This is a genomic window from uncultured Frigoribacterium sp. (genome assembly GCF_963515265.1).
Lineage (GTDB): Bacteria > Actinomycetota > Actinomycetes > Actinomycetales > Microbacteriaceae > Frigoribacterium.
Genome location: NZ_CAUPYL010000065.1, coordinates 1 through 12,408 on the forward strand (window position 1 = coordinate 1; position 12,408 = coordinate 12,408).

The 12,408-nt window shown below is 75.1% G+C and carries 10 protein-coding genes and 1 pseudogene; 6 read left to right on the top strand and 5 right to left on the bottom strand.

The window, feature by feature from the left end:
• The 4 genes and pseudogenes from RWM17_RS07485 to mtrA all read right to left on the bottom strand — a co-directional run.
• Positions 1–295 (bottom strand): annotated as a pseudogene (locus tag RWM17_RS07485) (ComF family protein); the annotation flags it as partial.
• Positions 296–404: 109 nt separating this feature from the next.
• Positions 405–2,087, bottom strand: coding sequence for an LpqB family beta-propeller domain-containing protein (locus RWM17_RS07490; protein ID WP_314102407.1), 1,683 nt, complete (start codon positions 2,085–2,087; stop codon positions 405–407).
• Positions 2,074–3,840 carry an MtrAB system histidine kinase MtrB gene (mtrB, locus tag RWM17_RS07495; protein ID WP_314102409.1) on the bottom strand — a complete coding sequence of 589 codons (1,767 nt, stop codon included), beginning with the start codon at positions 3,838–3,840 and terminating at the stop codon, positions 2,074–2,076. Before mtrB ends, RWM17_RS07490 begins: the two co-directional genes overlap by 14 nt.
• Positions 3,841–3,849: 9 nt before the next feature.
• On the bottom strand, positions 3,850–4,530 hold the full coding sequence (gene mtrA / locus RWM17_RS07500; protein ID WP_123546504.1) for an MtrAB system response regulator MtrA: 681 nt from the start codon (positions 4,528–4,530) through the stop codon (positions 3,850–3,852).
• Positions 4,531–4,702: 172 nt separating this feature from the next.
• Between mtrA and RWM17_RS07505 the strand changes: the two genes are divergently transcribed.
• The 5 genes from RWM17_RS07505 to RWM17_RS07525 all read left to right on the top strand — a co-directional run bounded on the left by RWM17_RS07505 (position 4,703) and on the right by RWM17_RS07525 (position 10,229).
• The gene (locus RWM17_RS07505; protein ID WP_314102411.1) at positions 4,703–6,022 is read left to right on the top strand and encodes a hypothetical protein; all 1,320 of its coding nucleotides are present in this window, start codon (positions 4,703–4,705) and stop codon (positions 6,020–6,022) included.
• The gene (locus RWM17_RS07510) at positions 6,019–6,663 is read left to right on the top strand and encodes a DUF4129 domain-containing protein (RefSeq protein ID WP_314102413.1); all 645 of its coding nucleotides are present in this window, start codon (positions 6,019–6,021) and stop codon (positions 6,661–6,663) included. Before RWM17_RS07505 ends, RWM17_RS07510 begins: the two co-directional genes overlap by 4 nt.
• A gap of 17 nt (positions 6,664–6,680) precedes the next feature.
• Positions 6,681–7,847, top strand: a complete 1,167-nt coding sequence (locus tag RWM17_RS07515; RefSeq protein ID WP_314102414.1) for a DUF4350 domain-containing protein — start codon at positions 6,681–6,683, stop codon at positions 7,845–7,847.
• A 133-nt stretch (positions 7,848–7,980) separates the two neighbouring features.
• The gene (locus RWM17_RS07520) at positions 7,981–8,934 is read left to right on the top strand and encodes a MoxR family ATPase (protein ID WP_314102416.1); all 954 of its coding nucleotides are present in this window, start codon (positions 7,981–7,983) and stop codon (positions 8,932–8,934) included.
• Between the two features lie 2 nt (positions 8,935–8,936).
• Positions 8,937–10,229 (top strand): DUF58 domain-containing protein, encoded by a 1,293-nt coding sequence (locus RWM17_RS07525; protein ID WP_314102418.1) that lies wholly within the window; start codon positions 8,937–8,939, stop codon positions 10,227–10,229.
• Positions 10,230–10,435: 206 nt separating this feature from the next.
• On the opposite strand, the gene RWM17_RS07530 is transcribed toward RWM17_RS07525, so the two are convergent.
• Positions 10,436–11,431, bottom strand: a complete 996-nt coding sequence (locus RWM17_RS07530; protein ID WP_314102420.1) for a stage II sporulation protein M — start codon at positions 11,429–11,431, stop codon at positions 10,436–10,438.
• Positions 11,432–11,449: 18 nt separating this feature from the next.
• Between RWM17_RS07530 and RWM17_RS07535 the strand changes: the two genes are divergently transcribed.
• Positions 11,450–12,400 carry an RDD family protein gene (locus RWM17_RS07535; RefSeq protein WP_314102422.1) on the top strand — a complete coding sequence of 317 codons (951 nt, stop codon included), beginning with the start codon at positions 11,450–11,452 and terminating at the stop codon, positions 12,398–12,400.
• The last annotated feature ends 8 nt before the right edge of the window (positions 12,401–12,408 follow it).

A 12,408-nucleotide genomic window follows, 5' to 3' on the forward strand; every position in this document is an offset into this window, starting at 1 on the left:
GCAGGGCGACGTCCACCGCGGCGCGCAGGGCCGGGCCGAGCTCGGCCGCGAGCCTCAGCCGGCCGCGTTGCTTGTAGGCCAGGACGGCCTCGCGGACCTCGAACTCGTACCGGAGCGCCGTGACGACGCGGAGGCCGGCGTGCACCGCCTCGACGGGCCGGGGACGCAGGAGGATGCGGCAGCTGCCGCAGACCTCGAGGTCGGGGGCGCCGCAGCCGGCGCAGCTGACCGGCGACACCACGGCCAGGGCGCCCCGGAGGGCCGACGCGAGGGCGGGACGGAGGACGAGCGGCACCTCTCCAGCCTGGCCGCGTCGCGAGGCCGCCCCCTGCCGGACCGGCCGCGGATGGGGACGACGTCGCGACGACCGGCCCCGGGGAGGGACGACGCGCCCGACCGGCCGCTCAGCGCTGGGTCGCGAGCAGGTCCGCCACGACGCCCGTGTCCTGCCAGCTGCTCCCCCGGGGCTCGAGCACGGAGCCCTCCGCCGTCAGCACGCGCAGGCTGGACGCGCCGTTCCCGCCGACGATGGTCGTGGCGCTGCCCGACGGCTGCCCCGACCCCGCCGACGCCCCGCCCACCTCGGCGAGCGAGACGAGCGAGCCCTCTCCCGTGTCGGTCAGGGAGGCGACCGTCAGCTGGTCGGCCCACGTCGCGTCGACGGGGCGGCCCGTCGGCGCCGCCAGCTCGACCGGCGGGCCGAACGCCGTCGGCACGCCGCGGGAGTCACGCAACAGGGCGACGACGAGGAGGCGGGACTCGCCCTGGTCGTCGAGCAGCACGAGCGCCCTGGCCCCGTCCCGCGACACCCGGAACGCGACGACCGCCGACCCGGCGGGCAGCGTGGACGTGACGGCGTGGGGCACCCCGTCCGCGCCGGTGGCCGTGACGGCCCGGGCGTCGTCGACCGGCACCGACCAGACCCAGCCGGCGTCGTCGAGGGTCGGCGGGGCGAGCCCCGCGCGTCCGTCGACGAGCAGGCTCGAGCCGTCCGCTCCGACGCGCAGGGCGCCGCGGTCCGTCCCCACGACGACGACGGACAGGTCCGCCGACGCCTCGGCCGAGGTCGGGGCCAGGGCGCCGACGACGGGGCCGAGCCCGGGGAGGGGGCTGACCGACGACCGGGAGGCGAACCCGAGCACCCCGTCGGCGACCACCAGGGGCCGCGCGTCGACCGTGGGGTCGCGCAGGGGCGCCGCCCCGCCCAGGTCGGGCACGTCGAGGACGGTCGACTCGACGCTCAGGTCGACCGCCGTGATCGTCGAGAGCGTCGAGAAGCTCGCCAGCAGCTGGGCCTGCATGCGTGCGCGGGCGGTGTCCGAGGCGGAGAGGGCGTCGCTCGTGAGGTCGACCCTGGCCGTGCCGTCGTCGACGGTGATCGCGGTGAGCGAGAGCTGCGTGCCCTCGGGGAACGCGGAGACCACGGCGCCCTGCAACCAGGTCGAGGGCCCGTCGAGGAGCGCCGAGGCGATGCGCGTGCTCGTCGACGACCGGGCGAGGAACCACCGCTGGTCGGGCACGAGGTACCGGAACGAGGGGTCGTAGAAGTAGACCGCGTGCGCCCGGAAGATGGACTGGAACGTGGCGGGGTTCAGCACCGTGCCGTCCGGGGCGTCGCTGATCCGCCACTGGCCGTCCTCCTGGACGAACGAGTAGCCGAGGCTGGTGGGCACGGAGGTGGTGGCGGGGACGTAGTGGCCGCCGCCGTCGAGGGTGGCCGTCGCCGTGAAGGCGTACTCGAGCTCGTCGTCCCCGACGCGCGTCGTGGCGCCGCCGCCGGGCCGGACGGTGACGCTCGCGCGCGCGTCCCAGGCGTCGGCGAAGCCGGCCGAGAGGTACTCGCGCGCGACCGCGTAGTTGTCCTGCGGGCCCGTGCCCGCCGAGATGAAGTCCCGGAGGATGCGCTCCTGCGAGCTGTCGGCCACGGGGCCCTTCGGGGTGTACACGACGTCGCTCGGCACGTCGGCGGTGATCGGGTCGCCCTCCTGCACCGGGCCGCTGTCGGGGATGGAGGCGCAGCCCGCGAGCACCGTCGCCACGAGGACGACGCCGGCCACGAGGGCACGCAGGCGGTCACGCCCTCGCACGGCGCACCTCCTCGTGGCCGTCCGGGGCCGGTCGGGTCGCCGTCGCCTCGGGCAGGGCACCTGCCCAGGGCTCCGAGCCGTGGTCGGCCAGGTCGTCCGCGTCGCGCGGCACGACGGCCAGGGGCGAGGAGGTGGTGGCCGCGCCCGCCACGCGGGGCAGCGTCACGACGAACCGGCTGCCCTCGCCCAGCCGCGACCACACCTCGAGGCGCCCGCCGTGCAGGACGGCGTCCTCGAGGCTGATGGCGAGCCCGAGGCCGGTGCCGCCGATGGTCCGACGACGGGACGGGTCGGCGCGCCAGAACCGGTCGAACACCCGCTCGACGTCGCGCTGGCGCATCCCGATCCCGTGGTCGCGCACGGCGACGGCGACGGACTCGGCGTCGCTGTCGACCTCGACCTCGATCGGCCTGCCCTCGCCGTGCTCGATCGCGTTGCCGAGCAGGTTGCGCAGGATGCGGCGCAGCCGCCGCGGATCGACCTCGGCCTCGAGGTACCCGCCCCGCGCGTCGATGGTGACGACGCTGCCGGCCTCGGCGGCGAGCGGCTCGAACTCGGCCACGCCGTCCTCGACGAGCGCGACGACGGTGGTGCTCTCGAGGTCGAGCTCGACCGCGCCCGCGTCGAAGCGCGAGATCTCGAGCAGGTCGGCCAGCAGCAGCTCGAAGCGGTCGACCTGCGTGTGCAGCAGCTCGGCCGTGCGCGCGGCCGACGGGGTGAACGACCCGCGCTGGTCGTAGAGCACGTCGCCGGCGAGGCGGATCGTCGTGAGCGGCGTGCGCAGCTCGTGCGACACGTCGCTGACGAAGCGCTGCTGCACCCGCGACAGCTCGGCCAGCTGCGAGATCTGCCGCTGCATCCCGTCCGCCATGCCGTTGAACGAGCGCCCCAGGGTGGCGACGACGTCCTGGCCCTTCTCGGGGATGCGCTGGTCGAGGTCGCCCGCCGCGATGGCCTGGCTCGTCTCGGCCGCGACGCGCACGGGGCGGACGACCGTCCGGGCGACGACGTACGTGATGACGCCGATCAGGACGACGAGCGCGAGCGAGCCGAGGGCGAGGGTGCGCTGCATCAGCGCCAGCGTCGTCGCGGCGTCGCTGAGGTCGTAGACGAGGTAGAGCTCGTACTGGCCGGCCGTCGGGACCTGGAGGGTGCTGCCGACGACGATGCCGGGCACGGACCCTCCGTCGGCCCGGGGCAGGGCCACCGGCTGCATCGAGAGCGCACCGGTGTCGGAGGCCACGCGCTCGCGGAGCTCGGGCGTGAGCTCGGCTCCGGGGAAGTCGGGGCTCGCGATGTCCTGCACGGTCTGCGCGGTCGACTGCCCCGGCGTCCTCAGGATCGCGATGCTCGTGCCGCCCGGGCTCGACGTCGAGCCGAGGATGGTGCTCTGGGCCTCGTTCTGCAGGGAGTCGAGCTCGACCTGGTCGGCGTCCTCCGTGGCCGTCGCCGAGTCGAAGATCGACTGGGCGAGGATCGTCGCGCGCTGGGACTCGGACTGCACCTGGTCCCGGCGCTGGTCGTACAGGTTCGCGCTGATGCTGACCGAGATGGACGTGGCGATGATCGACGCGCCGGCCCCGGCGAGCACGACGGTGAGGGCGACCGTGCGGAACTCGAGCGACCGGCGCCACGCCGAGAGCAGGTGGGGGCCGACGTCCCGCCAGGCGCCCCGGCGTCGCCACCAGGCCCCGGGGCCGAGCGCACCGACGACGGAGCCCCGCCAGCCCGCGCCCCCGCCCTGTCCGGCCACGACGGGCTGCTAGGCCCCGCCGCCGGCGCGGTAGCCGACGCCGCGGACGGTCGTGACGATGCGCGGCGCGTCCGGGTCGTGCTCGACCTTCGCCCGAAGCCGCTGCACGTGGACGTTGACCAGTCGCGTGTCGGCCTTGTAGTGGTAGCCCCAGACCTGCTCCAGGAGCATCTCGCGGGTGAAGACCTGCTGCGGCTTGGACGCGAGGGCCAGCAACAGCTCGAACTCGAGGGGCGTCAGGGCGATGACCGCGTCGCCGCGACGCACCTCGTGCGCCGCCACGTCCAGTCGCAGGTCGCCGACCGTGAGCACGTCGTTGGTGGGCTCGGTCGGCGGACGCAGCCGCGTCCTGATCCGCGCCACGAGCTCTTTCGGGTTGAAGGGCTTGACGACGTAGTCGTCGGCGCCGCTCTCGAGCCCGCGGACCACGTCGACCGTGTCGCCCTTCGCCGTCAGCATGATGATCGGCACGCCGCTCTCGGCCCGGATCGCCCGGCACACCTCGAGGCCGTCCTTGCCCGGCAGCATCAGGTCGAGCAGCACCAGGTCGGGAGAGGCGTCGCGGAACGCGGCGAGCGCCCCGTCGCCGTCGGCGCAGAAGTGCGGCTCGAACTCGTCGGCCCGGAGCACGATGCCGATCATCTCGGCGAGCGCGGGGTCGTCGTCCACCACCAGGATGCGCGGGGTCATGGTCTCCGTCTTCGGCTGGGCCGCTCGGGTCGCGGCACGTCGACCCAGATTAGTGCAGGAGGCGCGGATCGGCGGCGAAGGAGGCGCAGGTCGGCTGGCACGCCCGCCGCGCCTGTGGAAACATGGGCGCACGAGCGAGGACGACCTCGAGCGCGGACCACCGGGGGAAGCCATGACCGATCCGAACGACTGGGCGGCCCCCGGGGCGCAGGACGCACCGCGCTGGGGCGAGCGGGTCCCGTCGGCGCCTCCCGCTCCTCCGTCGGCTCCGGGCGCCGGCCCGGGACAGCAGCCGCCCGCCTACGGACAGCAGCCGCCCGCGTACGGACTGCAGGCCGCGCCGCAGCCGCAGTTCGGTCCCGGTGCCTGGACGCCGCCTCCTCGTCCCGGTCTGCTCCCCCTCCGTCCCTTCACGTTCGGCGAGATCCTCTCCGCGTCGTTCCAGGTGTTCCGGCGCAACCCGCGCACCACCTTCGGCACCGCCCTGCTCGCGCAGGTCGTGCTGCTCGTCGTGACCGTCGGCGCCGCCGGGGGCAGCGCCTTCTTCGCGTTCTCCCGCGTCGAGTCGGCCCTGCCCGAGGACCGCGACGCGGTGGCGGCGGGGGCCGTCGCCACGGTCGTGCTCGCGACGCTCGTCCCCGTGCTGCTCACGGTGGTCGTCAGCGCCCTGCTGCAGGGGCTCTTCGTGCTCGAGACCTCCCGTCAGCTGCTCGGCGAGCGCCTCCGGCTGGGCGGCCTCTGGACGCTGGCCCGCGGGCGGATCGGCGCGCTGACGGGCTGGTCGGCCCTGCTCACGCTCGCCTACCTGGTCGCCGCCGGCCTCGTCGTCGGCGTCGTGGCGATCGGCGTCGTCGTCGGCACGGGTCCGAGCATCGGCGTCGGCATCGGGGTGGGCGTGCTCCTCGGCCTCGGCCTGGTGGTGCTCGGCGTCTGGCTCACCGTCAAGCTGAGCCTCGTGCCGAGCGCCCTCATGCTCGAGCGCATGCCCCTGCGCGCGGCCGTCGCTCGGTCGTGGTCGCTCGTCCGCAGCTCGTTCTGGCGCACCTTCGGCGTCGTCGCGCTCGTCTTCGTGATGATCCAGATCGCGACGCAGGTCGTGACGGCGCCGTTCTCGCTGCTGTTCGGCGTGTTCGGCAGCCTCATCTCGCCCACCGGCGACGTCGACGGCAGCGCGATCGCGGTCGCGGCCGTCGCGTACGTCCTCACCATCGCCGTCAGCGCCGTCGTGACGGCCATCGGCTCCGTCGTCCAGGCCGCCTCCGTCGGCCTCGTCTACGTCGACCGTCGGATGCGGACCGAGGGGCTCGACCTCGAGCTGGTGCGCCACGTCGAGGCCCGCGGCCGCGGCCAGGTCGACCTGCCCGACCCGTGGCGCTCCCCTGCGCAGCAGCCGCAGCCGCAGCAGCAGCAGCAGCCCGCGCCGCAGCTGCCCGAGCAGCACCGCCCCGAGCAGCACCGCCCCGACGGCCAGGGCGGGGCACCTCTGCAGTGACGCCGCCGACGACCGTGCTGGCCGCCGCCCCTCTCGACCCCGACCCCGACGAGGCGCGCCGGCTGCTGCTGCGCGAGCTCACGGGTCGTGACTACGTCGCGGCGCAGCCCACCTGGCTCGACCGTGCCGCCGACGCCTTCTGGAACTGGCTGAACGGCATCCGCTTCGGCGGGGTCGAGGGCGCACCCGCCGCGGCCCTCGTGGTGCTGCTCGTCGTCGTGGTCGTCGTCCTCCTGGTGGTGCTCGCGGTCTACGGGGTCCCCCGGCTGAACCGGCGCTCGACGCGCGGACCGGAGCTCTTCGGCGCGGGCGACGACCGCGACGCCGACCGCCTCCGCCGGGCCGCGACCGAGGCAGCGGCCGCGGGCGACCTCGTGCTCGCCGTCACCGAGTCGTTCCGTGCACTGGCGCGCGGCCTCGTCGAGCGCGACGTCCTCTCGACGACTCCCGGCACGACCGCCCGCGCGGTCGGCGCCCGGGCAGGGCAGGTGTTCCCCGGCCTCGCCGACCGCCTGGCCTCGGCCGCCGACAGCTTCGACGGTGTGCGCTACCTCGACCGGCCCGGCTCCGAGGCCGCCTGGCGCGAGATCAGCACGCTCGACCTCGAGCTCGAGCGACTCGCCCCCGTGGCCGCCTCGTGACGGCGACGACGCCGACGGTGCGCGCCTCCGCGCGTCGGGCACGGCCCTGGGTCGCGCTGGCCGTCCTCGCGCTGCTGGGTGCCGTCGCGGCCGTGCTGCTCAGCGGCTCGGACGCGACGGGCGGCCGGGCCCTCGGCCCCGAGAACCCCGCGCCGGCCGGGACGAAGGCGCTCGTCGAGGTCCTCCGCGACGAGGGCGTGTCCGTCCGCGTCGTGTCGTCGCTCGACCAGGCGCGACAGGCCGCTGCGCGTCCGGACACCACCGTGGTCGTCGACGACGCGGGCTCGTACCTCGTCGCCGACCAGTGGAGCGAGCTCGGCGACGCCGCGAGCTCGCTCGTCCTCCTCGCCCCGGGCGCCACGGCGCTGGACGCGGTCGCCCCCGGCGTCTCCGCGGTCGCCGAGGTCGCCGACGGGGTCCGTGACCTGGGCTGCGACGTGCCCGAGCTGTCACAGGTCGAGCGAGTCCACGCCGCCGGCCTCGCCTACTCCGCCGCAGGCGTCGATCCCGGCGCGGGCGTCGACGTGACGACCTGCGTCCGCGATCCGGACACCGACGGCTCCGGGCTCGTCGTGCTCGCCGACGGCGACCGCCGCGTCACGGTCGTCGGCACGACGACCGCCCTGACGAACGGCACCGTCGCCACGGCGGGCGCGGACGACGCCGCCTACGCCCTCGCCCTGCTCGGACGGTCCGACCAGCTCGTCTGGTACCTCCCCGGCGTCGAGGACGTGCCCGAGGGCGCCGGCACCCTCGCGACGCTCACGCCGAGCTGGGTCACGCCCGTGCTGCTCCTGCTCACCGCGACCGCGGTCGCCGCGATGGTCTGGCGGGGCCGCCGGCTCGGTCCCCTCGTCGTCGAGCGCATGCCCGTCGTCGTCCGCGCGTCCGAGACGACGGAGGGGCGAGCTCGCCTGTACGAGCGCTCCGGCCAGCGTCGGCACGCCCTCGACCAGCTGCGCATCGGGACGCTCGGCCGCCTCGCCCGTCTGACGGGCCTCTCGTCCACGTCGTCGGTGGACGAGGTGATCGACCGGGTCGCCGGCCTGGTCGGCGCAGATCCCGGCGGGCTCCGGCACGTGCTCGTCGACGCCGACCCTGCCGACGACGCGGAGCTCGTCCGCCTCAGCGACAGCCTGCTCGACCTCGAACGGGCGACGGCCAGGGCGGCGGCTCCCTCGTGACCGGCGCCGCGCCTCCTCGTCTGCCGGCCGGCCCCTCGTCGGACCGACCCGGGCCGGCCTGCCCCGGGCCGGCCTGGCCCTCGACCGCCTCCACCGCCCCTCGCCCTGCGACCACCACCGGGAGAACCGCCGCATGACCACCGAACTCCAGCAGACCTTCGCCCGCGTGCGCACCGAGGTCGGCAAGGCCGTCGTCGCCCAGGACGGCGCCGTCACCGGCCTGATCGTCACCCTGCTCGCCCAGGGCCACGCCCTGCTCGAGGGTGTCCCCGGCGTCGCCAAGACGCTGCTCGTCCGCGCCCTCAGCCACGCCACCTCGCTCGAGACGAACCGGGTGCAGTTCACGCCCGACCTCATGCCCGGCGACATCACCGGCTCGCTCGTCTACGACGCCAAGGCCGGCGAGTTCGAGTTCCGACCCGGTCCCGTCTTCACCAACATCCTGTTGGCCGACGAGATCAACCGGACGCCCCCCAAGACGCAGTCGGCGCTGCTCGAGGCCATGGAGGAGCGGCAGGTGTCCGTCGACGGCGTCTCGCGTCCGCTCCCCCAGCCGTTCCTCGTCGCCGCGACGATGAACCCGGTCGAGTACGAGGGCACCTACACGCTGCCCGAGGCGCAGCTCGACCGGTTCCTCATGAAGCTGACCCTCGACCTGCCGCCCCGCGACGCCGAGGTCGAGGTGCTCACCCGCCACGCCGCGGGCTTCTCGCCGCGCGACCTGCGCGCCGCCGGCGTCACCCCCGTGCTCGGGCCGGCCGAGCTCGCGCGGGCGCAGGCCGAGGTCGGCCTGGTCGGCGCCTCGCCCGACGTGCTCGCGTACGTCGTCGACCTGGCTCGTGCCACCCGCGAGAGCGCGTCCGTCAAGATCGGCGTCAGCCCCCGCGGCTCCACCGCCCTGCTGTCGGCGAGCAAGGCCTGGGCCTGGCTGACCGGGTTCGACCGGATCACGCCCGACCACGTCCAGGCGATGGCCCTGCCCGTGCTGCGCCACCGCCTGCAGCTGCGCCCGGAGGCGGAGCTCGAGGGCGTCGACGCCGACGCCGTGCTGCGCTCGGTGCTGCAGCAGGTGCGAGTCCCGATCTGATCATGGCCGTCACCGGATGGTTCGTCGCGCTCGTCGCGCTCGGCGTCGTGCCGATCGTCGCGACGGGGAGCGCCTGGGCGCTCGTGGGCTGGCTCGCGCTCGTGCTCGCCCTCGGGGCGCTGGACGTCGCGCTGGCCGCCTCGCCGCGCCTCCTGCGCATCCGTCGCGAGCTGCCCGGCCCCGTGCGCCTCGGCGAGACGACCTCGGCGGAGCTCGTCGTGGTCAACGAGGGCCGCCGCACCCTCCGGGGCGTCGTCCGCGACGCCTGGCAGCCGTCGGCCGGCGCCGCGGTGACGCGCCGTGCGCTCGTCGTCCGGCCGGGTCGCGCCTGGCGCGCCACCACGACGCTCACCCCGTTCCGTCGGGGCGAACGGCGAGCCGAGGAGGTGACGGTCCGGTCGATCGGACCGCTGCGCCTCGCGGGCCGCCAGGCCGGGCACGCCGTCCCCGGCGCCGTCCGCGTGCTGCCCCGCTTCTCGTCCCGCCGCCACCTGCCCTCCCGTCTCGCCCGCCTCCGCGAGCTCGACGGGCGCACCAGCGTCATGATCCGCGGCCAGGGCACCGAGTTCGACAGCCTCCGCGAGTACGTCCGCGGCGACGACGTGCGCTCGATCGACTGGAGGGCGACGGCCCGGCGCAGCGACCTGGTCGTCCGCACCTGGCGGCCCGAGCGCGACCGACGCGTCGTGATCGTCGTCGACAGCGGCCGTACCTCGGCTGCCCGCATCGACGACGAGCCGCGGCTCGACACCGCGTTCGAGTCCGCCCTGCTGCTCGGCGCGCTCGCGTCGCGCGCGGGCGACCACGTCGACCTCGTCGTCGTCGACCGCCGCGTGCGGGGACGCGTGCAGGGCGCGACCGGTGCCGCCCTCCTGTCGACCATGGTCGAGACGATGGCCCCGATCGAGCCGGAACTCGTCGAGACCGACTGGTCGACCGTGCCTGCCCTCGTGCGCTCGGTGACCACCCAGCGCTCGCTCGTCGTGCTCGTCACGCCCGTCGACTCCCCCGGCGCGGCGCGAAGCCTGCTCGCCGCCGTGCCGCAGCTGAGCCGGCGCCACCTCGTCGTCGTGGCGTCGGTCACCGACCCCGACCTCGCCGTGGCCGCCGCGAGGAGGACGAACCGCGACGAGGTCTATCGCGCCGCGTCCGCCGAGCGTGCCCGGCTCGACGTCGCCCGCGTCGCCGCCGCCCTCGGCCAGGTGGGAGCCGACGTCGTCTCCGGCTCGCCCGCCGACCTCCCGCCCGCGCTCGCCGACCGGTACCTCGCCTACAAGGCCGCCGGCCGCCTCTGACCCGCGCCCCCCTCCTCATTCAGGAACTTCTGTCCTGATCCGCGCGACGGGGGGCTGCGGGGTCTGATCTGTGCACGATTCAGGACCAGGCGCGCCCGCGTTCCTGAGTTCTGGTGACCTGGCGGGCTCCAGGCCCGGGCCGTCACGGCCAGCCGGCACAGCGGCCTTCGCTCGCGCTCAGCCGGCACAGCGGCCTCCGCTCGCGCTCAGCCCGCGACGAGCTCGGTCGCCCCGGCCTCGAACTCGTCGAGGTCGCCGGTCTGGCCGGCGCGGTGCGCGCGTCCGCCGAGCACCCACTGGTACGCGAGGAACCCTGCCAGCGCTACGGTGCCGATGCCGATCTTGATCGGCCACGGCCAGTCCTGGCGCGTGACGAAGCCCTCGATCACGCCCGACACGAGCAGGGCCAGCATGAGCCCCACGGCGACGGTGATGAGCGCGCGGCCGTCCTGGGCGAGCGCCTGCCCGCGGGTACGGGCGCCGGGGGCGACCCACGACCAGAAGATCATCAGCCCGGCGCCTCCCGCGACGAAGATGCTGTACAGCTCGAGCTGGCCGTGCGGGAGGATGTACAGGAAGAAGTACTCGAGGCGCCCCTGCTCGGCCATCAGGCCCGCCGAGATGCCCACGTTCATGGCGTTGCTCAGCACGACGTAGGGCACCCAGACGCCGGTGATGCCGAACGCGACGCACTGGGCGGCGATGAACGCGTTGTTCGTCCAGACCTGGCCGGTGAACGACGAGGGCGCGCTCTCCGAGTAGTAGTCCACGAAGTCCTCGGTCGCGAACTGGCGACGGAACTCCTCCGAGCCGAACGACGCGAGCACCGCGGGAGACCCGGCCGCCCAGACTGCGAACGACGTCGCCACGACCACCGTGACGAGCAGCACCGCGATCGACGCCCAGCGCACCCGCCAGAGGGCGGCAGGCAGCTGGGCGACGAAGAAGGCCGGCACCTGCGAGGCGAGGTTCCGCCCCGCCCCGGTGAACCGGAGCCGCGCACGCGACAGGGTCAGCGACAGCCTGTCGGCGACGACGGACGGGCCCGCGGCCGTCTGCAGCGCCGACAGCTCGGCAGCCCCCGACTGGTACAGCCGGATCAGCTCGTCGGCCTCCGGGCCGGTGAGGCGTCGACGGCGCGCCAGGGCCTCGAGTTCGGTCCACTCGTGACCGTGGGCGGCGGCGTAGGCGTCGAGATCCATTCTGCTTAGATACTAGGCATGTCCGACCCGACGACGCACCAGCCGCCGACGTCCCGGCCGAGGCGGCGCCGCGAGCACGGCCCACGCGGGAGGCGCGCCTCGCGGTCGACCTCGACGCCGACCCTGCGTGCCGACCAGGTCGACTTCTTCGACGGTGCCGACGACCAGCTCGTCACGGGCGAGGCGGTCGGCCTCGACCGGCGTCCGACCGGCTTCGTCCTCCGCGTCGCGGGTGCGCTGATCGACTACCTCACGTACGTCGTCGTGCTCGTGGGCCTCGTGCTGCTGGTCGTCTCGCTCAACGACCGCGGCGCCGTGGACGACGCGACGGCGCAGGCCCTCATGGTCGCGTCGATCGTCGTCTGCCTCATCGGCCTGCCGACCGTGGTCGAGACGGCGTCGCACGGGCGGTCACTCGGCAAGCTGGCGACGGGTGCCAGGATCGTCCGGACCGACGGAGGCGCGATCGGCCTCCGGCACGCGCTCACCCGGTCGCTCGTCGGCATGCTCGAGATCGTGATGACGACAGGCGGACTGGCCGTGGTGGTCGCCCTCCTCAACCGGTCGTCGCGCCGCCTCGGCGACCTGATGGCCGGCACCTACAGCCGCAACGAGCGGGCGCCCCGCATGGGACGGGTCGTGGTCCAGGTGCCGCCGCACCTGCTGGGCTGGGCCGCCGTGGCGGACGTGGCGCGCCTCCCCGATCCCCTGGCCCGTCGCGTCTCGTCGTACCTGCAGCAGGCTCCGGCCCTCCGCCCCGACAGCCGTCGGCGCATCGCCGACGCCCTCGCCGCCGAGCTCTCGCCGTTCGTCTCGCCCCTGCCCGCGACGGACCCGGAGTCGTTGCTGGCGGCCGTGTCGGCCCTCCGGCGAGAGCGCGAGGGCGTCGCCCTCGGGCGCGAAGCAGCACTGCTCGACCGGCTCGAGCCCGCCCTCACGGGGACGGTGCGCGGGTTCCCGCGGCGCTGAGCAGCCCC

Bases quoted from the DNA above. Each gene is read 5' to 3' on its own strand.
- RWM17_RS07530 (WP_314102420.1), bottom strand. From the start codon at position 11,431: ATGGATCTCGACGCCTACGCCGCCGCCCACGGTCACGAGTGGACCGAA.
- RWM17_RS07535 (WP_314102422.1), top strand. From the start codon at position 11,450: ATGTCCGACCCGACGACGCACCAGCCGCCGACGTCCCGGCCGAGGCGG.
- mtrA (WP_123546504.1), bottom strand. From the start codon at position 4,530: ATGACCCCGCGCATCCTGGTGGTGGACGACGACCCCGCGCTCGCCGAG.
- RWM17_RS07525 (WP_314102418.1), top strand. From the start codon at position 8,937: ATGGCCGTCACCGGATGGTTCGTCGCGCTCGTCGCGCTCGGCGTCGTG.
- RWM17_RS07505 (WP_314102411.1), top strand. From the start codon at position 4,703: ATGACCGATCCGAACGACTGGGCGGCCCCCGGGGCGCAGGACGCACCG.
- RWM17_RS07520 (WP_314102416.1), top strand. From the start codon at position 7,981: ATGACCACCGAACTCCAGCAGACCTTCGCCCGCGTGCGCACCGAGGTC.